Genomic DNA, 17,941 nt, shown 5'->3' with positions numbered 1-17,941 from the left:
GGATTAAAAATGTCTAATGTAATCAACATTAAGTATTTAGCTGTAATAAATATGATGCACCCACATTATAAGAGTGAATATTTCAGAGTTTTTGGTAAAAAACAAAATTTTTCAACGTTCGTTTCATATTGCCATGCTTATGCAAAATATTTGCTCGTACAATCCAGTTTCGATGCTTATGAAATTTTCATTGATGCGTATAACGGAGTCGTTGTTCAAGATGAAGAATATAAGTTGCATCAAGAGAATCAAAAAGAAATCTTGTTTGGTCGCAATTATAAAAATTTATTAATCTGTGATGAAAGAATTCAAATTGAAAAAGAAAATTTCCGTTTCGAAAAGGATTTAGAAAACATGATTTTTAAAGATTTCATTGATTATTACGGTGATGAAAAAAGCATTAAAAGACAAGAATACTTAGGGTTCGGAAGATCTGATATTTCGATAAACGGCCAGTTCGCTTTAGAATTGAAAATCGGCAAAGCAAAGAGGAAGGACGTTTATCAAACATTTGAATATTCTTTTGACAAAAATATCAAAAGGGTTTGTTTAATTGCCAAAGAAATCAGTGACGACGTATTGAAAATAGCAGAAAAATTAAATGTTGATTGTTACAACTATTCATTCGTTAGAGAAGAAGAAACAGATTCTTATCCGATGGGCGTTTATTTCGAAAAAGTGACCAGATCAAACTCGAATCTTTTCGATGAGTATTTAGAAGATGTAGGAGGTGTAACTCTGTTCAGCTTCTATGATCCGCTGTTTGATTTCAACAAAGAGATGAAAAAATCGCTTGAAATAATAGAATCTGTTACAAGTCTAACTTCGGATTTGAATGAAAAAAGAATTGAAAAATTGTTAGTTATTTTAGAAGAAAACGGCATCGATACTTCGAAAGGTTTCCTACATGCTGCAAATGAGTATTTAAAAAAAGTTTCTAACGAATAAGATAGGCGCTATACCAGCGCTTGAGATTGGAGGCGAAACTATGAATCTAACAATAGATGAACTAAAAGAAGCGTTATTAAACGCTGAATTAGCTGATTTGTTTCAAAAAGCATATAAGCAGGGTGTAGAAGATGGCCGAGAGATAGAAAAAGCGAAATTCGAAAATTCTCTACCACCAAACTTAAAAAAAGAAGATGTAGCTAAAATATTCAATTGCGAATTACCAACAGTAGAAAAAATAATTCGCATGGATGGCTTTCCAAAGTGTTTAGCATTAAGTGCTCGTTATCCAAGAGACAAAGTATTGGCATGGAAAAACAATAATGTGTCATACATGAACTCACGTCTTGGTATCTATGTGAGTGAAAATGAAAGACTTAGATTATTAAGAGCATAGGAGAGGCCAGGGCAAATGGCCTCAATGTAAATCAAACTACCAATCTAGTAGAAATCTATGAGGTAGGGGCAAATCTACCTCTTAACCATTATTATACACAAATTACTGAAACTTGATGGTTGCAACCAAGTTAACTTTAGACTGAAATGTGACCTTAATTAAATAGAAAGGGTGGTAAATGTGAATGTCACTGAAAATACAGTTGGGGGAGTAATAAAAGAATTAAGGGGTGGTGAGACACAGCTAAGTCTTGGCTTAGACATTGGTGTTGGAAGGGAACGGCTTTCTCGATATGAAAATGGCCGTGCTAAAGTGCCATCGGATATTAGTAGAACACTGGTTAATCGGTTTGATAATCCGAAGCTTGCTTTAGCAGTGCAGCATGAGTATACAGGAACAGGACCTATTTACTTGAACGGCCCAAACGTAGACCTCCATCGCTGTAGTGTTCGTGAGAAAACAATAGAAGAACTCCAAGAAGCCTTGGATGCCATAACTAGTACAAGCCTAGCCAAACCAAGCGATGCCATTGAACATTATGAGCGAAAAAACATTATGGACATGATCGAAGAGGCGGTGGAGGCAGCTACAGCACTAGCGAACTTTATCGCAGTAACCACGGAGCACCTTGGTATTAGTTACACAGGGGTTTGGATGGATCATTACAAATATCTTCAAAAGGTAGGCTTTATCAAATGAATATAGAGGAACAAATAGAGCGTGAAATCAGATGTATCGAAGATTTAACAGTAGAAATCAGAATGCTTGCTCGCAAGGGTCAACTCAACATAGCAAAACAACTAGAACGAGACCTACATAATTCATTGGATCAACTAGAGAAACTTCATAAGCGAAAAGAGTTATGGGCAACGGTTGCTGATTTAAACCAACGAGGAATACTTGTTCAGGTGGTGAAGAAACTTGCGCATCAAGCCTAGAGCGTGGCGACACATGACATTAAAGCAGAGGTTAATATATGTACATTTCTTCTGTGATAAGAGGGTGTTATTGAGGCTAAATGAATACAAAAAAGCTGCTTAACAGCACCACCTGTTAAACAGCAGACAACATATACAAATCTATTATATCACAAGTTTCGACGTTTGCGAGAGTTATCTCGCTTCCGTCAAGCAGCCAGCAATTTGCCGTCTCCCTACGATTTGCTTTGCCAAAATTGTTGGTTGCTTGATGGGATGCCATCAGAAAGAAGGTGAAAGATCATGAGTATTGCACAATTCAAGCCGAAAATGCGTGAGGTTAGGTTAGAAACCGAAGTATTTGAGGAACGATTTTCTGACTATGACATTATCAGTGAGTTCTCAGGAATCATCCTTACTTTAGTAGCTGTAGAGGACAATGTGCGTTACACAAGCTTTGTCACAGCATCTTATGCAGAAGTGTTACGAAAACAAAAGGAGGCAATAGCGTGAGACAACTTATGGAAGTTGAAAATCCAATGGTGTTAGGAACAATTGAGCCAGTAAATAATGTACCAACATTCCGTTATGTAGAAATGAAAAGAGATTTTCGTGACGTTTATGGCAGTTTAATAGTTTTCAATGATGATTTCATGGAGTTTCAAAACGGTGATATCGTTCACATGGATAACATTCACACGTATCTTGAGGAACATTACAATGCAGTATTTTGCACAAAAAAATAAACCACTTGGCAGAGTGGCTTACAAATCAATTATTTAGCGCAATTATAGCGCACTACAGGAGGAATTTCAATGAGTAACTTAGCAGAACAGTTCAATAATCCATCTTCCTACCAACAACCGCAAGCAGGAGGAACACTAGCTCATGCTAGTGCTTCTCGCGAAATGGAAGAAGTGAAAGGAGCTATTTTCCTAGCAAAACAGTTTCCGAGAAATTATATAGAAGCAGAGCGTCGTATTTTAGATGCTTGTAAACGAAAATCATTAGCTGAGACTGCAATGTATAACTATCCAAAAGGTAAAACAATGGTGTCAGGACCATCTATAAGATTAGCAGAAGTTTTGGCTCAAAATTGGGGTAATCTTTCATTCGGAATCAAAGAATTGGAGCAAAAAAACGGTGAATCTGTAGCAATGGCGTATTGTTGGGATTTAGAAACGAATGTACGTCAGGAAAAAGTATTTACAGTGAAACATGCCATTGGAACCCGCAATGGTTTAAAGACACTAACTGATCCAAGGGACATATATGAACGTGTAGCTAGTGATGGGGCTCGTAGATTACGTGCATGTATTATGGGAGTCATTCCTGGTGACGTTGTAGAAATGGCTATTAAAGAATGTAATCAAACACTAGAAGGAAACAACTCGGAACCATTAAAAGATCGTCTAGCAAAAGCGTTAAATTTGTTAAAAGAATATTTCAAAGTTACACAAGAAATGATTGAAGAACGATTTGGATATAGCATTAATGCTTTTACTGAGAGAGATTATATTGATTTAGGTAAAATCTACAATTCATTATGCGACAAAATGTCAAAGGTTGAAGATTGGTTTGATAAAGATGTCGGAAAACAAAAATCTAGCGGACTAGCAACCGAGTTTGAAAAATCACATGAACAGCCAAAAATAGAGGTGAAATCAGATGCACCAAACGACATTCCAATTGAACAGCCAGAATTACCACTCGAATGAGGCAAACCAACACTATATGTCAGTATCTCAGTTTAAAAGCGCTATGGAGTGTGAAGCTAGAACATTTGCAGAGGTAAGGGGCGAGTTTTCTCGTCCTCCCTCTACAGCACTAATGGTTGGTTCTTATCTTCATTCAGCCTTTGAAAGTGATGTGGCATTTACTGAATTTCTAGAACTGAACCACGACAGCATTTACGGCAGCCGTGGTGGGAAATACAAGGATTATGAAAAAGCAGATGACATGATTGAGACCATCAAAAATGACGAGTTTTGCATGTTCGCTTTACAAGGCGAAAAAGAAGTCATCTATACAGGTGAACTATTCGGAGTAGAGTGGAAAATTAAAGTCGATAACATCAATCATGATCGTGGATTTTTCAGCGATTTAAAAAGCACACAGGAACTTCGAAAGCGTTACTGGAGCGAGAAGTATAATACTTGGGTTTCGTTTGTACAAGCCTTTGATTATGTGCTGCAGATGTGGGTGTATCGAGAAATCATCTTTCAAAATACAGGGCGTTACTATGATCCATACATTGTGGCAGTTACAAAAGAATCGCCACCCGATAAAGCAGTTTTACACTTCGATTCAGGGCGTTTTGACTTCGAGAAAGAATATGTTCAATCGATGTTGCCAAGCATCATAGATGCAAAGTTAGGGCGTAAAAATGCACATCGATGTGATAAGTGCGAATATTGCCGAGGGACTAAGAAACTTAGTGGCACATTTGAAATTGAGTATCTACTAGATTAGGTGGTGCTGCTGAATGAACAATGTACCAACGAAGGTGTTACTGCCTGCTTGGATATTTGAGCAGGCGAAGGATAACGATGAAATCAGGCGCTTGGTGCTGGATTATATGAGACGGTACCCAAATTATAGGGTACTCAAGGTTAGTGGTAATTTGGCAATCTGTGAGAGACAGGACGGACTGTTATAGGAGGTCAAAAAATGAATCTATATAGACAAGATCAGAAATTGAATTTAAAAGTTCAATATTACAAAGGCATCCCATTACAAGTTATTCAAAGGGCTTATAAACACGCTAAAGCAAAAAGATTCACTTTGAATGGTACAAACCAAAATGTTTGGATACCTAATAAACATCTTGAAACTGATGGGACATTGAAGGTTGGAGAGAACATTGACTATATTTTCAAACGTTCCTATAACCAATTGAAGTTATCTGGCATAGTGTGGGACCCAAGAGATGGCTTGTATTACCTAATGGAAAAACAAAAAAACAACAAATATTTGGAGGTAAAGTGAATGACAACAGAAACAGTGAAATTATCAGAATTAGCAGATGATGTAGAGGTGTCAATTGAAGAATCAAGCACAGTATACACGGTAGCTCAATTGAAACGTGAGATTTTAGAGCTAGGTGAGTCACATCATGAAAGTAGTAATTGGTGTACAATTGTTCGCCAAAAGTGGATACCAAGTGCTGAAAGAATGATAGAAAGTTACATTGAAAATGAAGCTTGTGATATGTACGAAGATTGGGATGAAAGAGCTTGGGACTCTATTAATAAAAGTGAATTAGTGGAAGAGTTCCAAAGCAAGTTAGATGCAGCGTTTTCAACTGGATATGCAACAGATTACTGGTTATGCGATAAACCTGTTTTAATTGATATTTTACCTCCAGAAGTAGAACGAGAGTTTAATGAACTTACAAGTAAATACGGCAGAACAAAAGGGGTTCTAATTTTCCATGGATTGTCAGTAGAAGAAGTAAATTCGATGAGTGACGAAGATGCAGAGGGAGCAGTTGAGGCTTTGCCAGACTTTTTATAGTCACTAACTCTGTTTGTGAATAAATCTGTTATTAAAAATTTGAATATTGAAAATATGGAGGGTTGAGCTTGAACAAAGTCTTTAAATTAAAACTTGAACATATTCGGAAAGTAATAATGGATGAAATTATAGCTCGAAGAACCAATCAACAACTAGATACAAATACAGCTTTTAAATTTATCCAAGAAATTAATAATGCAACTTACAAAGAGCTTCAAACACTGGCAGTAGAATCTGTGATTCACAATAAAAAGGTTAGTGATTTATTTATAGATGGCACACCACTGCCATTTTAGGAGAGGTGAGGGCAAATGGGCATCATCCGAGTAGCTAAGAACAGCAACTATGTAGTGATGAATCGAACGGCATTGAACGATAACCGGCTATCTTGGAAAGCTAAAGGCATAATGGCATACATGCTTTCAATGCCTGACGATTGGGTGTTTCACATGAAGGAACTAGTGACACACTCTACTGATGGCGAGCGAGCTTTTAGGGCTGGATTTAAGGAGCTGCAAGATCATGGATACGTTACACGTCAACCTGTACGCGAAGGGCAACGCATTGCAAGTTGGGAAACGATAGTTCATGAAGTTCCACAAGAGGATTCTCTACTTTGCGGTTTTGTACATGTAGAGAATGAAGAAGTACAAAACGTACATGTACAAAATGAAGATGTACAAAACAGCAGACTACTAAGTACTGATAATAACCAAGTATTGAATAAACCAAATACTGATAATAACCAAGTACTGACAGAGAGAGAAGAGAGTCAGTCGGTCAATCCGTTCTTGGAGATTAAAAATTCATTTGATTCAATAATACGAGTCAGTAACTTTACGGATCATAAAAAAATGGACATGCTCCTAGAACTGTATCCTGACTACCTACTCATTATCGAAGCAATCAAGCTTACTGCAGACTTAGGTAAATCAAGTGTTGAGTATGTAAGAGGTATTCTTCATAATTGGTCCACTGAAAAAGGAGTTAAATCATACGCAGATTGGCAGGTGAAGATTAATGCAGAAACTAAGCGATCCAATGGCAGCAATTATGGACAAGCTCAAAGCCAAAAGCCAAGCGTTTTCGGAGACTACTGTAGCGACTGAAGAACCTGCTTACAACTGTCCTAAATGTAAGGACGAAGGTGGTTATCTGGTTCGTAAGAAAGCTGGAGAAACAACGCTAGTACGTGATGAAGATCAGTTAATAGAAATCACCTTGAAGTATGATTCGGACGAATGGCAACAATGTGAGTGCGCTAAAATGCGTCAGCTTAATCGCTTAATCAAATCTAGTGAAATTACAGAAGAATTTCAGAAAATGAGTTTTAAAAACTTCTCGACCGAGGGTGTGCATCCAAAGGTTGCTGAAATGAAAAGTAAGGCCAATCAGTACTATGCAGCATTTGATCAGATTAAAGGCTATCGCCAAAACAGCATCATGTTAATTGGACAACCTGGTTGTGGCAAAACACATTTGTTAACAGCTATCTCAAACTATCTGATTCATACAAGGCAAGTGCCAGTTCTCTACTTTCCTTATAAGGATGGCATGAACAATCTAGCTGCTAACAACTTTGAACGTAAAAACGAAATCATGGACCGTATGAAGGAAATTGATGTCCTGTTTATCGATGATCTATTCAAGCCGATTGGTGGGAAGGTTGACGTGAAACCATGGCAAGCTGAATCCATTTTTGAAGTGGTCAATTATCGTTACCTAAACAATAAACCGTTGCTTATATCAAGCGAGTTGTCATTAGATGACATGCTCTACATCGACGAGGCATTAACAAGCAGGCTGTTTGAAATGGCACAGGATTTCACGGTAACGATTCCAAAGGATATGAAAGTAAATTACCGATTACGCAAGGTTTTTGAAAATCGATAGAGGGGCAACAGCCCCTTGATGGAGGGTGACAGGATGATAAATCAAGCACAGTTGAATTCCATTAAAGAACGTGTGGCTAAGGCTACACCAGGACCGTGGGAAAGTGAAGAAACAGCAGAAGGACATATCGGTATATTCAATCCTAATGAGGATTACGCAGTTTGCCAAACAGGTAACGAAACTTACGATTGTTTGAATGATGGTGATACAGAGTTTATTAAACATGCAATTACAGATGTGCCAGCGCTTGTTGCAGAGGTTGAAAGGTTGCAAAAAAGACTAGAACAAACTGAAAAATGCTATGAAATTATGGAAAAAGCTACGTTTAAAGCTAGTGAAATGTTAAAGGAAACTAAAAATGAAAATGAACGGCTTCGCGAAACGCTTTGTTTTTATGGTGATTTAAGTAAATACGTAATTATAGCTCACATGAATAAAGAAACTGATTTAGCAGTTGATTTAGGCGAAAAGGCACGTCAAGCACTTGGTGGTGTAGCTCATGAATGAACAATTTCTAATCGATCAAATCATTTTGTATTTAGGGCAACATCAACGCTTTGGAGGCAAGCATAACGAAACCATGGCTTATAAACGTTTGGAGCAATTGAGAGCTTTGGTAGGGCTGAAAGATGCTGACGAGGCTACGGATTATCTGATTTCTAAAATGGAAGGGGCGATGGCTGCATGAGACGACGTAACGGTATCCCTATTGATATTCCTGGAGCTCGTAAGTCAGTAGCGAAAGTTAAGGTGCAAAAGCCATCTGAATATAACCAGTACAACGTGTATGTGACTATGTTCAAGTTCGAAGATGGAATAAAAATATGGACGATGGTTCCGTTGATGCATCCAGATTTCAAAGCTTTGAAGAAAGAAGGTTATCGAATCACGGAGAAGTGGGATAAGAGGGTGGTTTCAGCATGACATTCGAGGACTTAATAACATTGAAAGAAGCACAAAAGGTAATCGAGCGTCTTGCTTCATCTGTAGGAGTCAAAATTGAAGAATTAAACGATGAATCTTATAGCAAGGCCCATAAATGTTTAGGACAAGTTATTGATCGATGGGAGTGTAAGCCATGATCAACCGTACTGTCATCGTTGGAAGATTGGTTGCTGATCCAGAGTTACGGTTTACACCGTCAGGCATCGCCTCTTGTAAGTTTCGATTAGCAGTGAATCGACCGTTCAAAAATGAAGGTGAGCAGCAGGCAGACTTTATCGCGTGTGTTGCGTGGCGTAAACAGGCCGAGAATCTAGCAAACTTCATGAAGAAAGGTAACTTGATAGGTTTGGAAGGGCGAATCCAAACAGGCAGCTATGAGGGGCAAGATGGAAAGCGTGTCTACACTACTGATGTTGTAGCAGACAGTATCCAATTCTTAGAGCCAAGAAACAGCACAGGAAGCTCACAGGGCGCATCAAACTACGAATCTAGTACAAATACATGTGGACAGTATCAAGGGGCTCCACAGGGCAATTATGGCGGTAATAACAACCAGCCGAGTTATACAAGGGCAGATGAAGATCCGTTTGCTAATAGTAAGGGGCCGATGGAAGTTGATGAATCAGATCTTCCGTTCTAAGGAGTGATTTATATGTCAAATACACAAAAGCGCAAAATTTTGTATGGCAGAACACTTAGAGAATTACAGAAGCAAATTAAGTTTCAAGAACAGGCAGCTTATGTGCCAATCAGCGCGGTTAAGTTTTATGAAAATGAAAAGTATCCATATCAAATTTTAGTAGAGAAAAAATGGCTAGCGAAGGAGCGTAAACATGAAATTAAATGAATATCAATTGTTAGCAACAAGAACAGCAGCTCAACACGATAATGAACTAGTTAATTATGGTCTAGGTATCGCAGGTGAGGCTGGAGAGGTTGCAGATTTAATTAAAAAAGCTATGTTCCATGGTCATGTTATTGATCATGTGGAGGTTAAGAAAGAATTAGGTGATGTTATGTGGTATCTAGCAAATATCGCTAGATTGGCAGGTTTGTCATTAGATGAAATTGCAGAAGCCAATATCGAGAAATTAAAAAAGCGCTATCCAGATGGATTTAGTACTGAGGCAAGCATTAATCGAGCAGAAAATGAGTGAAGGTTGGTGAAGTAATGGGTGGAATAGAAGTAGAAATTTATGGCTGCAATAAATGTGAAAGCTTAACAATGGTAGAGTGCAACAAAGAATTAAGATGCTGCGCAGTATGTGGTGAAGTGTGGGATTCCAAAAATCTTTATGTAGGTGGTTCAGGAACAGTAACAAATATAGTAGAGAACGGTTAATTCATACACGCTGCTGGTTGAACGGCATTAGGTTGTTTTATCAGCAGACTTCTAAGAGTGCTGACAGGAGGGCAAACATGAACGTACTCACATTTGAAATACCAGGAGATGTGCAGGCACAACAAAGACCACGAGTAACAAGAAATGGTACATTCGATCCAAAAGAATCCAAAGACTATAAATCATTCGTGAGACTAGTAGCTGCAGAGCATGCACCAGAATCACTAATTACAGAGGATATAAAGCTAACTATCGATGTTTATCGTAAGATGCCAAAAGCTATCAGCAATAGCAAGAAAAAGCTACAGCAGGCGTTAAATGGTGAGTTGCGACCAACAACTAAACCAGACATCGACAATCTGGCAAAAGGCATTAAAGACGGTCTAAGCAAGGTTATATGGCGTGATGACAGCCAAGTGACAGAGTTAGTTGCTCGTAAGTGGTATTCGGATAATCCGAGGGCAGAGGTGACGATTGAATGGCACCAAAAGTAGAGAATCGATACATCTTATTTTCACAGGAAGAACATGAAATGGTGCAACTGGATTTCACACATGCACAGATCGAAAAATTCATTGGTATGTGGGAAGCTGATTTCTCTCTTAATCTGATTTATCGCAAGTTGAACATTCATAAGGTCAGTGCTGCTCTTATAGTTATGGATTTGGAGCTACTAGGTGTAATCAAACCAAGAAAGCATGGATTAATAGGAAAACAGCTGGATGGAGATTATGATGATTGGTTTGAGGAGTTTAAAAAGAATAAAGAGCCAGTGTTGAGTAATAGTTGAAAAAGAGAATGCGAAATAGGGTGAATCTAATATGGTACGATACCTTGTTTATCAAAGTTATATGACACCCCCAAAAATAAGAGGCGAATTACCAGATATCATATCCGAATATATCGCTAATGATTCTGACATTAGATGGCATTATACATTCACAAGGAATATTGAAAACGCCTATATCTTTGATGATTTTGAGATTGATGTTGCAAAAGAAATTGCAGAACTTTGGAACATGAAATTAAAGCAATTAGAGGTGTAATTGAAAGATATTGTGCAGTAAAAGAAACTAATTTTTGAGTAAATGAGGTGAGTTTATCAATGAAAGAATCAGACTTATTTGAACCATTAAAACAGTTTTTATCTAATGAAATGAATTGTGAAAAAGTGTTTGCTGAGGTAGTAGATTTAGATGTAGTCGGCAAGCATGGAAATGTGTACATTGGCATTGAAATGAAAACGACACTTAATTTTAAAGTAATTGAACAAGCAGAAAGACGTAAACATTTAGTCGATTATATGTTCATTTTAGTTCCAAAGCCGAAACACTATCACGCTCAATTAATCCTAGATTGGTTGAAGCACTTAGAAATAGGTTTAATTTATTTCGATGAAAAAGCGTACCGCAACAAAGTGTCTATTTATTTTTGGGGCAAGCGTCAGCGAAGTGCTAAACGGTTTAAAATTGCTGATTATATCGATGAAGAACTAGACGTTTTAAATGTTGGTGGCGTTAAAGGTGGCGAATCAATTACACCATATAAAAACACTATAGACAAAATAAAACATGCATTATACATGAATAAAGACGGTTTAACGATTGAAGAAGTACTTTTAAAGGTGCAAACGCATTATGCAGCACCAAAGCCGTCAGTGGTAGCAACCTTACAAGCAAAGTGGAATCAAAAGTGGTGTGAGGTTTTCGTAAAGGATAACGAACGTTATTTCAAAATGAAAGAAGATTATCGTGAGGAATATTGGAATGAATATATTGGATTATCGCGAGAGATACGAGCCTTGCGTAAGGCATAAATACTTCAAATTATTAAACAATCACAACAGAAACATATTGTTCAGAAGGGAAGAAAATAAATGGATATGAGAGATGCAATGGAATTAACAAAAAAATACTCAACTTGTCCAGAGTGTGGTAACGACAAGGTAGGAGGAGAACCATCACAAGGGGCTTTAATAATTGAAGATGACATCTTTACACGAAGTTGTAAATGTGGTTGGTCTGTAACTGTAGATCAAAGAATCAAACATGTAGCAACGTTAACACAGCGTAGAAGTGGAAAATTAGTAGGAGGTGTTTATGAAGTGCGTATACATGGTCGAAATGCTCATAAATACTTACCTTTGCTTGAACTTAAAGAAAAATCAGGTGTAAAGAGAATAGATCATAATTCAAAAATTGAGGCTTGGCTTAATAGCCCTGAAGGTCGCAAATGGGCTTTGGAAGTGCCAGCAGCAAGTGTTTACTAGAAAGAAAATGTGCAGTTTCAGGAAGGGGAAAAGGGATGCCGAAATTTAATTTAAAAGTCGTAAATGAACGTCTTGTTATAGATTTAAACAAAATGACAGAGGACTATTCAGAGTCCTATGGGTACGATGGTAAACCAAGTTATTACGATGTTGGCGAGCTTGCTACTGCGGTGGCATTCACAGAAGTTGAACTGACACAACAGCAATTAGATAAAATCATGGCTGAATATGAAAATGGCGGTGAGTGTGGCTGGTGCGGTGAAATAGCAACGGAATTAAGTGGGCCGCATTTAATGGATTTTGTACCAGGTGAAAAAATGTGTAAAAAATGTTGGGAACATGATCGTGAGATGTATTTAGGTTCAGTTGGTACAGATATTGGTGAATTTAAGCCAAGAGGGAGCGAGAGAAATGAATAAGCCAAAACACGCATTACACAATTTGAAAATAGGAGATATTATTCGATTTCCTAATGATGAATTTGACTATGTAGTACGCCATGTGGGATTACGTTTTGTTTTTGCTGGTTCTGATTGCGGTTGCGTATATACAGTGATTGATAAAAAGGATGAAATTTTAGCTTCAACAACAATGCTGTTTGAAGAATTAGCCAACTTTACTGTAGAAGGCAATGCACAAAAACTTGAAATACTCTTAACTAATGGTGATCGTGAGTTATCCAAACGTTATCGTGACACATTCAAGGAATTTAATTATTACAAAGGTAAAGTGATTCCAGCGTAGACTACTGCACAATATGAGGAAATAACGAAAAAAGTTTGGCGGGGATTTACCTACCAAACTTTAAGGATTAGTTAATTCGGGATTTTTTAAAATAAAATTTAGCTAGAATACCGATAACTAAAATTATCCAAATTAGCTTGTATGGTAAAACAAGTACATCCCATATAACTGAAATAATCTTAGCCATAATTTCTAATATTCCAATAATAAAATCGAACATAATTTATCTACTTCCTTTTTAACCAAATTATAGCATATTAGTAGTTTTAGAAAAGAAAAAGCCGCAGCGTCATCACACGCTACAGCTCGAATTGGTTTATGCCCTTTGACGGTGCTTACAACATTATTATAACACGGGAGGGCAACCCAATGTTAAAAGAGAAAACACAACTAAATCGCTACCAGCTAGACAAGGCAATTAAGAAGTACCATGACAACATGTGTAAGTACATGAGAATGAAGGACGAGCTTGATTCATTAACTGCTGCTGCATCTACAGCACAATATGGTATTGAGGCAACAATGCCGAAAGCCGCTGGAAGCACAAGTGATCCAGTACATGCACATGTACAAATTAGAGCAGCGCGCGAAGTACGAATTAACAAGATTAAAGACGAACTACTTATGGTTCAAAATTTAACAAGCAAGGTAGCTGGCGACATAGAGCAAGAAGTGCTTTATTGGTTACTAGAAGGCATGCCTTTCCGTTGGATAGGTGCAAAACTTAATATGAGCCATACAAGCGTACAGCGAGTGCGAGAACGTGTTATTGATATGATGATGAAGTGACCTTCGGGTTGCTTCACTTTTTTATAAATTAAGTCTGGTCACCACTTAACGATTTCTGATTTAAATAAAATATTATAATCTTGATCAATTAATAAGACACTATCAACTTTATATGATTTATCAAGTGTTTTCATATTAAAATAACTTAATAACCCTTGTGCATATTGTTTTGCTTGAGCGTTATGTTCACTACTTTTAGATTGGACTACAAAGTACTTGCCATGTTTATTAATCATTGTTGATGAGGCAGAAATCGAATCGTACCACGTTGTTTTGAAAACACTACCATAGTTTTCATACATGAATTGGTCTGTTTCTTTTTTTATTATTGTTTCTAAGTCTGTTTGTGTACCATCGCTTCTAAATTCAGAGAACGGGTCATCTTGTTGAATCACTTGCCCTGAAGATTGTAAGTTTAAATTTTTATCGTTAACAAAAAATAACGCTAATAATACTACCCCGATCAATATAAAAATGTGATTAGATTTTTTCATACTTAGATCTCTCCTGTTTTATCCTTTATAATATTAAATTTAGCAGATATTTCTAATTTTTAATAGGGGTTATAGTGATTTGTGCATAAAGTGTAATGTTCCAGATGTTACAAATGTGCCAAGTGTTACAAATGTTCCAAACGTATCATTTTAAGCAATATAGAGTGTAAAATGGAGGGGAGGTCGGACAGGTAAATCTTTCTTCACCTGGTATTTATAAAATCCTAAATATTAGGGATAGACAGACCGACGACCGACCTGCGCTCCATAAATTTGTTCGGAGCAAGACATACACGGCCGGCCCGTATTTTTTAAGAGATTAGGTATCTTAATTAATATAAAAGGCTAATAAAACTGAAGGAGTGGTTTATATGTGAACTTCGTCCACTTTCCATAGAATTCAGTCAAACTTACTAAAACAAACTTACTATAGCTTCAAAGTACACGGAAATGCACTATAAATCTAAAACACAATTACGAAATAACGTGGTACGCTCTGCCACGATGTCAAAAGTGAGCTCTCGACAATAGGATTATCACAATAGGAAAAAGCCTTCATCAATGCGATGGGGCTTTTTATTATGTATTTGAAAGGAGAAAATAAATGAAATTCGGTCAAGCAATTGAAGCGTTAAAAGAGGGCAAGAAAGCAGCTCGTAAAGGATGGAACGGTAAAGGTATTTTCCTTGAATTACAAGTACCTGATACACATTCTAAAATGACTCACCCATACATCTACATCGATACGACAGGGCTGCAAACAGACAACGAGAATGCACCAAAAAGTCGAGTTCCTTGGTTAGCTTCGCAAACAGACATGTTATCAGAGGATTGGGAGGTAGTTGAATAATGTTGAAACCAGGTGACTATATTAATCCACAAATTGAAAATAACTTTATGTACCACGCTCCTAAAGAGGGACAACCAGAAAAGTATGAGGCTATTCGTGAAAAAGCGAAAGAGCTAGCACACATGATTGACGAACTATGTCCTAATAGCCGTGAAAAATCAGTTGCTATGACTAACCTAGAAACTGCTGTAATGTGGGCTAACGCTTCAATTGCACGTAATTAAGAGCCCTTTACAGGGCTTTTTCTTTTGCTTTGAAAACTGCATCAAACAGCCATACAAATAAAAAGGACTGGTTTACGGGTGAGTAAGTATCTTAGGAATATTAGATATCGAAAAAGACTGTCATGCACTAGTAACCGATAGGGCGGAGTTTGGTGTGGTTTTGAGAGCAAAAAGTTATTACATATATTTCATCTTCTGGGTTATGATTGGATTATATAGGAGGTGAAGAAGATGAAAAAATATATTATTGAGTTTTACTCTAATAATGGTTATAAGTTAGGGGAATGCGTAAAGGAATATAAAGATTTTTCAGAAGTTGAAGATTACATAGGAAAACTAATGAAAGAAGGCTCTAGTGTTAAAATCACTTTTGAAAATTCTGCAGAATTTATTAGGGTAACAGAAATTGCAAAAGTAGTTATAACTGAACAGAAGTAATATGTTTTAAAAGTCACGTTCATTCGAACGCGGCTTTTTTATTTTGAATTCTGGAGGTGGTGTTTATGAGATATGGCTAGAGCGAGAGATCCTAATCGAGATAAAGCATTTGAAATTTATAAAGAACATAACGGTGATATCCCACTTAAAGATATTGCTGTACAACTTGGTAAAGGTGAAGGTACCGTCCGAGGGTGGAAAAATAAAGATAAGTGGGATGAAACATTGAATGGAACGCTCCAATCAAATGAACGGAACGTTCCAAATAAAGTTGGAGCCCCAAAAGGCAATGATAATGCTAAGGGAAACAGAGGCAATCCCAATCCAACACCTAAGTTTCCGAAACGCAACTCAATCGCAGAGAAACATGGCTTCTTCTCGAAGTTTCTACCAGAGGAAACACTCGAAATCATGGAGGCGATGAACGAGCGTTCTCCAGCCGATTTAATCTGGGATCAAATACAGATACAGTATGCTGCAATCATAAGGGCTCAACGAATTATGCATGTTGAATCAAAAGATGAAATGATTAAAGAACTCAAAAAGGCTAAATACGAATACTATCCACGTTCTAAAGAAGATGGCGGAGGCGTAGAAAAGGCTGTAACAGAAGAAGAATATGAGTTTCAATTCGCATGGGAACGACAGGCGCAACTACTCACTGCTCAATCTAGAGCAATTGGGGAGTTGCGTTCTTCTATTCGTCAATTTGTTGAAATGGCTGATGCTGATGATGAGCGTCGCTTGAAGCTTAAGCAAATGCGTTTGAACATCAAAAAAACAAAAGCCGAGTTAGAGAAAATTACAGAGCCAACAGGTGATGATGATACCTTAGAAATCGTTATTACACACAAGACTGAGAGGGATTCAGATGCAAGTGAATAAGGAGATAAACCCTCATTTCGGCAACTTCCTAATGGATTGGACAAAAAAGTTTCAATTCCTTATTGGTGGATACGGTTCCTCGAAATCTTATCATGTAGCCTTAAAACTCGTTTTAAAGTGTTTACAGGAAAAGCGAAAGGTCTTAGTAATACGTGAAGTTTATGACACGCATAAAGACAGTACCTTCGCATTGTTTAAGGACATTTTAGAGTCTTTGGATAGATTGGATGATACAGGTCGAAAACGCATTGCAAAAGGCAAGGCAAGGGCTAAAGAGAGTCCATACGAGATAGTGTTCAGTAATGGTTCAAGGATAATTTTTAAAGGGATGGATAAACCAGCGAAATTAAAGTCTATCCATGATATCAGCATCATTTGGGTAGAAGAAGCCTCCGAAGTTAAGTATGAGGGTTTTAAAGAGCTAGTTGGTCGTTTACGTCATCGTAATTTATCGTTACACATGATTTTATCTTCAAACCCAGTAGATGAAACCAACTGGATATACACTCATTTCTTTGTGGATGAAGAAAATGAAAAAACAACATTAAATGATGAAGAGTTATACAAGTTAAGGGAAATCAAAACTGAAACAACGTATTACCATCACTCAAAAGCAGACGATAACATGTTCCTTCCGCAATCGTATATCGATGAATTAGACGACATGAAGAACTATGATCCTGATCTACATCGAGTAGCCAGAGAGGGTAAGTTTGGAGCGAATGGCGAGAAGATATTACCTCAATTAGAAGTATGGGATAGTGCTGATGTACAAGCTCAACTGACTTCTGACAAGGTATATAAAAACGGCATGGACTTTGGTTTTTCAGATTCATATAACGCAATTGTGCGTATGGCAGTAGACATTGAAGAGAAATGGCTATATATCTTTTGGGAGTATTACACCAAGGGTAAAACAGACCCCGAGATTGCTGAGGACATGATGAAAGCAGGATTACAGAAAGTAATGATTAAAGGTGATAACGCTGAAGCTAAAACAATTGTCTATCTACAACAGCGAGGATTTCGTATTTTACCATGTTACAAGCTAACGAGGGTTGAAAATACTAAGAAGATGAAGCGATTTAAAAAGATAATTGTTTCAAAGGATTGCCCAAATACAATCAGAGAGTTGAAAAACCTAACACAGAAAAAAGATAAGAACGGCAAAGCAATACCTGGAGAGTTTAATATTGACCCTCATACATTTAGTGCTATGTGGTATGGCCTTGATGATTATGAGGTAACAAACGTTAAAGGTATGAATGCTGGTTACAGAGGTAGGTGATA

Annotated in this window: 35 protein-coding genes; 34 read left to right on the top strand and 1 reads right to left on the bottom strand. The window is 37.3% G+C overall.

The window, feature by feature from the left end:
- Nucleotides 1-9 precede the first annotated feature (9 nt).
- From NY607_RS07240 to NY607_RS07100, 29 genes are all read left to right on the top strand, one after another.
- Nucleotides 10-948, top strand: a complete 939-nt coding sequence (locus tag NY607_RS07240) for a PDDEXK family nuclease (protein ID WP_237898393.1) — start codon at nt 10-12, stop codon at nt 946-948.
- A gap of 40 nt (nt 949-988) precedes the next feature.
- A complete protein-coding gene (locus NY607_RS07235) occupies nt 989-1,345 on the top strand; it encodes a hypothetical protein (protein ID WP_237898392.1) in 357 nt (118 codons plus the stop codon).
- A 180-nt stretch (nt 1,346-1,525) separates the two neighbouring features.
- Nucleotides 1,526-2,044, top strand: coding sequence for a helix-turn-helix domain-containing protein (locus tag NY607_RS07230; RefSeq protein WP_103118608.1), 519 nt, complete (start codon nt 1,526-1,528; stop codon nt 2,042-2,044).
- The gene (locus NY607_RS07225) at nt 2,041-2,283 is read left to right on the top strand and encodes a hypothetical protein (protein ID WP_259419387.1); all 243 of its coding nucleotides are present in this window, start codon (nt 2,041-2,043) and stop codon (nt 2,281-2,283) included. Before NY607_RS07230 ends, NY607_RS07225 begins: the two co-directional genes overlap by 4 nt.
- Nucleotides 2,284-2,565: 282 nt before the next feature.
- A complete protein-coding gene (locus NY607_RS07220; RefSeq protein WP_259419386.1) occupies nt 2,566-2,775 on the top strand; it encodes a hypothetical protein in 210 nt (69 codons plus the stop codon).
- Entirely contained in the window at nt 2,772-3,008 is a 237-nt protein-coding gene (locus tag NY607_RS07215) for a YqaI family protein (protein WP_259419385.1), read from the top strand. Before NY607_RS07220 ends, NY607_RS07215 begins: the two co-directional genes overlap by 4 nt.
- A gap of 69 nt (nt 3,009-3,077) precedes the next feature.
- Nucleotides 3,078-3,980 (top strand): hypothetical protein, encoded by a 903-nt coding sequence (locus NY607_RS07210; RefSeq protein WP_131522031.1) that lies wholly within the window; start codon nt 3,078-3,080, stop codon nt 3,978-3,980.
- Nucleotides 3,931-4,734, top strand: coding sequence for a PD-(D/E)XK nuclease-like domain-containing protein (locus tag NY607_RS07205; protein ID WP_259419384.1), 804 nt, complete (start codon nt 3,931-3,933; stop codon nt 4,732-4,734). The genes NY607_RS07210 and NY607_RS07205 overlap by 50 nt, the downstream gene beginning before the upstream one ends.
- Before the next feature lie 198 nt (nt 4,735-4,932).
- Nucleotides 4,933-5,250, top strand: coding sequence for a hypothetical protein (locus tag NY607_RS07200; protein ID WP_259419383.1), 318 nt, complete (start codon nt 4,933-4,935; stop codon nt 5,248-5,250).
- Nucleotides 5,251-5,778 carry a hypothetical protein gene (locus NY607_RS07195; RefSeq protein WP_259419382.1) on the top strand — a complete coding sequence of 176 codons (528 nt, stop codon included), beginning with the start codon at nt 5,251-5,253 and terminating at the stop codon, nt 5,776-5,778.
- Between the two features lie 68 nt (nt 5,779-5,846).
- On the top strand, nt 5,847-6,074 hold the full coding sequence (locus NY607_RS07190; protein WP_054550340.1) for a hypothetical protein: 228 nt from the start codon (nt 5,847-5,849) through the stop codon (nt 6,072-6,074).
- 15 nt (nt 6,075-6,089) lie between these two features.
- The gene (locus NY607_RS07185) at nt 6,090-6,887 is read left to right on the top strand and encodes a DnaD domain protein (RefSeq protein ID WP_259419381.1); all 798 of its coding nucleotides are present in this window, start codon (nt 6,090-6,092) and stop codon (nt 6,885-6,887) included.
- A complete protein-coding gene (locus NY607_RS07180) occupies nt 6,799-7,671 on the top strand; it encodes a DnaA ATPase domain-containing protein (RefSeq protein WP_259419380.1) in 873 nt (290 codons plus the stop codon). Before NY607_RS07185 ends, NY607_RS07180 begins: the two co-directional genes overlap by 89 nt.
- A 33-nt stretch (nt 7,672-7,704) precedes the next feature.
- Entirely contained in the window at nt 7,705-8,178 is a 474-nt protein-coding gene (locus NY607_RS07175) for a hypothetical protein (protein ID WP_259419379.1), read from the top strand.
- Entirely contained in the window at nt 8,171-8,359 is a 189-nt protein-coding gene (locus NY607_RS07170) for a hypothetical protein (RefSeq protein ID WP_259419378.1), read from the top strand. The genes NY607_RS07175 and NY607_RS07170 overlap by 8 nt, the downstream gene beginning before the upstream one ends.
- Nucleotides 8,356-8,595 (top strand): hypothetical protein, encoded by a 240-nt coding sequence (locus NY607_RS07165; RefSeq protein WP_259419377.1) that lies wholly within the window; start codon nt 8,356-8,358, stop codon nt 8,593-8,595. The genes NY607_RS07170 and NY607_RS07165 overlap by 4 nt, the downstream gene beginning before the upstream one ends.
- The gene (locus tag NY607_RS07160; protein WP_259419376.1) at nt 8,592-8,753 is read left to right on the top strand and encodes a hypothetical protein; all 162 of its coding nucleotides are present in this window, start codon (nt 8,592-8,594) and stop codon (nt 8,751-8,753) included. The genes NY607_RS07165 and NY607_RS07160 overlap by 4 nt, the downstream gene beginning before the upstream one ends.
- A complete protein-coding gene (ssb, locus tag NY607_RS07155) occupies nt 8,750-9,256 on the top strand; it encodes a single-stranded DNA-binding protein (RefSeq protein ID WP_259419375.1) in 507 nt (168 codons plus the stop codon). Before NY607_RS07160 ends, ssb begins: the two co-directional genes overlap by 4 nt.
- A 12-nt stretch (nt 9,257-9,268) precedes the next feature.
- Nucleotides 9,269-9,463 (top strand): hypothetical protein, encoded by a 195-nt coding sequence (locus NY607_RS07150; protein WP_258860763.1) that lies wholly within the window; start codon nt 9,269-9,271, stop codon nt 9,461-9,463.
- Complete coding sequence (locus tag NY607_RS07145; RefSeq protein WP_259419374.1) at nt 9,450-9,773, top strand: nucleoside triphosphate pyrophosphohydrolase family protein; 324 nt, start codon at nt 9,450-9,452, stop codon at nt 9,771-9,773. The genes NY607_RS07150 and NY607_RS07145 overlap by 14 nt, the downstream gene beginning before the upstream one ends.
- Complete coding sequence (locus NY607_RS07140; protein ID WP_259419373.1) at nt 9,770-9,958, top strand: hypothetical protein; 189 nt, start codon at nt 9,770-9,772, stop codon at nt 9,956-9,958. The genes NY607_RS07145 and NY607_RS07140 overlap by 4 nt, the downstream gene beginning before the upstream one ends.
- 77 nt (nt 9,959-10,035) lie before the next feature.
- Nucleotides 10,036-10,452, top strand: coding sequence for a RusA family crossover junction endodeoxyribonuclease (locus NY607_RS07135; RefSeq protein ID WP_131521413.1), 417 nt, complete (start codon nt 10,036-10,038; stop codon nt 10,450-10,452).
- On the top strand, nt 10,437-10,748 hold the full coding sequence (locus NY607_RS07130) for a hypothetical protein (protein WP_131521414.1): 312 nt from the start codon (nt 10,437-10,439) through the stop codon (nt 10,746-10,748). The genes NY607_RS07135 and NY607_RS07130 overlap by 16 nt, the downstream gene beginning before the upstream one ends.
- A gap of 31 nt (nt 10,749-10,779) precedes the next feature.
- Nucleotides 10,780-11,004: a hypothetical protein gene (locus tag NY607_RS07125; RefSeq protein WP_131521415.1), complete on the top strand. Its 225-nt coding sequence runs from the start codon at nt 10,780-10,782 to the stop codon at nt 11,002-11,004.
- Nucleotides 11,005-11,063: 59 nt separating this feature from the next.
- Nucleotides 11,064-11,774 carry a hypothetical protein gene (locus NY607_RS07120; protein ID WP_131521416.1) on the top strand — a complete coding sequence of 237 codons (711 nt, stop codon included), beginning with the start codon at nt 11,064-11,066 and terminating at the stop codon, nt 11,772-11,774.
- 60 nt (nt 11,775-11,834) lie between these two features.
- Nucleotides 11,835-12,227: a DUF3797 domain-containing protein gene (locus NY607_RS07115; protein WP_131521417.1), complete on the top strand. Its 393-nt coding sequence runs from the start codon at nt 11,835-11,837 to the stop codon at nt 12,225-12,227.
- Nucleotides 12,228-12,262: 35 nt separating this feature from the next.
- Nucleotides 12,263-12,646, top strand: a complete 384-nt coding sequence (locus NY607_RS07110) for a hypothetical protein (protein ID WP_227744959.1) — start codon at nt 12,263-12,265, stop codon at nt 12,644-12,646.
- Nucleotides 12,639-12,971 (top strand): hypothetical protein, encoded by a 333-nt coding sequence (locus NY607_RS07105; RefSeq protein WP_131521418.1) that lies wholly within the window; start codon nt 12,639-12,641, stop codon nt 12,969-12,971. The genes NY607_RS07110 and NY607_RS07105 overlap by 8 nt, the downstream gene beginning before the upstream one ends.
- A gap of 369 nt (nt 12,972-13,340) precedes the next feature.
- Nucleotides 13,341-13,760: a hypothetical protein gene (locus NY607_RS07100; protein ID WP_227744983.1), complete on the top strand. Its 420-nt coding sequence runs from the start codon at nt 13,341-13,343 to the stop codon at nt 13,758-13,760.
- Nucleotides 13,761-13,798: 38 nt separating this feature from the next.
- Here the strand turns inward: NY607_RS07100 and NY607_RS07095 are convergent, their stop codons facing one another.
- Entirely contained in the window at nt 13,799-14,254 is a 456-nt protein-coding gene (locus tag NY607_RS07095) for a hypothetical protein (RefSeq protein WP_131522014.1), read from the bottom strand.
- Between the two features lie 604 nt (nt 14,255-14,858).
- Between NY607_RS07095 and NY607_RS07090 the strand changes: the two genes are divergently transcribed.
- The 5 genes from NY607_RS07090 (at nt 14,859) to NY607_RS07070 (ending at nt 17,939) form a co-directional block, all read left to right on the top strand.
- Nucleotides 14,859-15,104: a DUF2829 domain-containing protein gene (locus tag NY607_RS07090; protein ID WP_036075520.1), complete on the top strand. Its 246-nt coding sequence runs from the start codon at nt 14,859-14,861 to the stop codon at nt 15,102-15,104.
- Nucleotides 15,105-15,124: 20 nt separating this feature from the next.
- Nucleotides 15,125-15,328 (top strand): Acb2/Tad1 domain-containing protein, encoded by a 204-nt coding sequence (locus NY607_RS07085; protein WP_036075577.1) that lies wholly within the window; start codon nt 15,125-15,127, stop codon nt 15,326-15,328.
- A 231-nt stretch (nt 15,329-15,559) separates the two neighbouring features.
- Complete coding sequence (locus tag NY607_RS07080; protein ID WP_259419372.1) at nt 15,560-15,766, top strand: hypothetical protein; 207 nt, start codon at nt 15,560-15,562, stop codon at nt 15,764-15,766.
- 72 nt (nt 15,767-15,838) lie between these two features.
- Nucleotides 15,839-16,651, top strand: coding sequence for a phage terminase small subunit (gene terS, locus NY607_RS07075; RefSeq protein WP_259419371.1), 813 nt, complete (start codon nt 15,839-15,841; stop codon nt 16,649-16,651).
- Nucleotides 16,638-17,939: a PBSX family phage terminase large subunit gene (locus tag NY607_RS07070; RefSeq protein ID WP_131522673.1), complete on the top strand. Its 1,302-nt coding sequence runs from the start codon at nt 16,638-16,640 to the stop codon at nt 17,937-17,939. Before terS ends, NY607_RS07070 begins: the two co-directional genes overlap by 14 nt.
- The last annotated feature ends 2 nt before the right edge of the window (nt 17,940-17,941 follow it).

This window comes from Lysinibacillus sp. A4 (assembly GCF_024919535.1).
Lineage (GTDB): Bacteria > Bacillota > Bacilli > Bacillales_A > Planococcaceae > Lysinibacillus > Lysinibacillus capsici.
The sequence above is the reverse complement of the archived record's forward strand: the minus strand, read 5'-3'. Positions and strand labels throughout refer to the sequence as shown.

Coding starts and splice junctions, on each gene's coding strand:
- NY607_RS07170 (WP_259419378.1), top strand. CDS start 8,171: ATGAATGAACAATTTCTAATCGATCAAATCATTTTGTATTTAGGGCAA.
- NY607_RS07105 (WP_131521418.1), top strand. CDS start 12,639: ATGAATAAGCCAAAACACGCATTACACAATTTGAAAATAGGAGATATT.
- NY607_RS07120 (WP_131521416.1), top strand. CDS start 11,064: ATGAAAGAATCAGACTTATTTGAACCATTAAAACAGTTTTTATCTAAT.
- NY607_RS07150 (WP_258860763.1), top strand. CDS start 9,269: ATGTCAAATACACAAAAGCGCAAAATTTTGTATGGCAGAACACTTAGA.
- terS (WP_259419371.1), top strand. CDS start 15,839: ATGGCTAGAGCGAGAGATCCTAATCGAGATAAAGCATTTGAAATTTAT.
- NY607_RS07090 (WP_036075520.1), top strand. CDS start 14,859: ATGAAATTCGGTCAAGCAATTGAAGCGTTAAAAGAGGGCAAGAAAGCA.
- NY607_RS07240 (WP_237898393.1), top strand. CDS start 10: ATGTCTAATGTAATCAACATTAAGTATTTAGCTGTAATAAATATGATG.
- NY607_RS07125 (WP_131521415.1), top strand. CDS start 10,780: ATGGTACGATACCTTGTTTATCAAAGTTATATGACACCCCCAAAAATA.
- NY607_RS07145 (WP_259419374.1), top strand. CDS start 9,450: ATGAAATTAAATGAATATCAATTGTTAGCAACAAGAACAGCAGCTCAA.
- NY607_RS07225 (WP_259419387.1), top strand. CDS start 2,041: ATGAATATAGAGGAACAAATAGAGCGTGAAATCAGATGTATCGAAGAT.
- NY607_RS07235 (WP_237898392.1), top strand. CDS start 989: ATGAATCTAACAATAGATGAACTAAAAGAAGCGTTATTAAACGCTGAA.
- NY607_RS07220 (WP_259419386.1), top strand. CDS start 2,566: ATGAGTATTGCACAATTCAAGCCGAAAATGCGTGAGGTTAGGTTAGAA.
- NY607_RS07130 (WP_131521414.1), top strand. CDS start 10,437: ATGGCACCAAAAGTAGAGAATCGATACATCTTATTTTCACAGGAAGAA.
- NY607_RS07160 (WP_259419376.1), top strand. CDS start 8,592: ATGACATTCGAGGACTTAATAACATTGAAAGAAGCACAAAAGGTAATC.
- NY607_RS07070 (WP_131522673.1), top strand. CDS start 16,638: ATGCAAGTGAATAAGGAGATAAACCCTCATTTCGGCAACTTCCTAATG.
- NY607_RS07165 (WP_259419377.1), top strand. CDS start 8,356: ATGAGACGACGTAACGGTATCCCTATTGATATTCCTGGAGCTCGTAAG.
- NY607_RS07210 (WP_131522031.1), top strand. CDS start 3,078: ATGAGTAACTTAGCAGAACAGTTCAATAATCCATCTTCCTACCAACAA.
- NY607_RS07200 (WP_259419383.1), top strand. CDS start 4,933: ATGAATCTATATAGACAAGATCAGAAATTGAATTTAAAAGTTCAATAT.
- NY607_RS07180 (WP_259419380.1), top strand. CDS start 6,799: ATGCAGAAACTAAGCGATCCAATGGCAGCAATTATGGACAAGCTCAAA.
- NY607_RS07110 (WP_227744959.1), top strand. CDS start 12,263: ATGCCGAAATTTAATTTAAAAGTCGTAAATGAACGTCTTGTTATAGAT.
- NY607_RS07195 (WP_259419382.1), top strand. CDS start 5,251: ATGACAACAGAAACAGTGAAATTATCAGAATTAGCAGATGATGTAGAG.
- NY607_RS07095 (WP_131522014.1), bottom strand. CDS start 14,254: ATGAAAAAATCTAATCACATTTTTATATTGATCGGGGTAGTATTATTA.
- NY607_RS07175 (WP_259419379.1), top strand. CDS start 7,705: ATGATAAATCAAGCACAGTTGAATTCCATTAAAGAACGTGTGGCTAAG.
- NY607_RS07185 (WP_259419381.1), top strand. CDS start 6,090: ATGGGCATCATCCGAGTAGCTAAGAACAGCAACTATGTAGTGATGAAT.
- NY607_RS07205 (WP_259419384.1), top strand. CDS start 3,931: ATGCACCAAACGACATTCCAATTGAACAGCCAGAATTACCACTCGAAT.
- NY607_RS07135 (WP_131521413.1), top strand. CDS start 10,036: ATGAACGTACTCACATTTGAAATACCAGGAGATGTGCAGGCACAACAA.
- NY607_RS07100 (WP_227744983.1), top strand. CDS start 13,341: ATGTTAAAAGAGAAAACACAACTAAATCGCTACCAGCTAGACAAGGCA.
- ssb (WP_259419375.1), top strand. CDS start 8,750: ATGATCAACCGTACTGTCATCGTTGGAAGATTGGTTGCTGATCCAGAG.
- NY607_RS07115 (WP_131521417.1), top strand. CDS start 11,835: ATGGATATGAGAGATGCAATGGAATTAACAAAAAAATACTCAACTTGT.
- NY607_RS07080 (WP_259419372.1), top strand. CDS start 15,560: ATGAAAAAATATATTATTGAGTTTTACTCTAATAATGGTTATAAGTTA.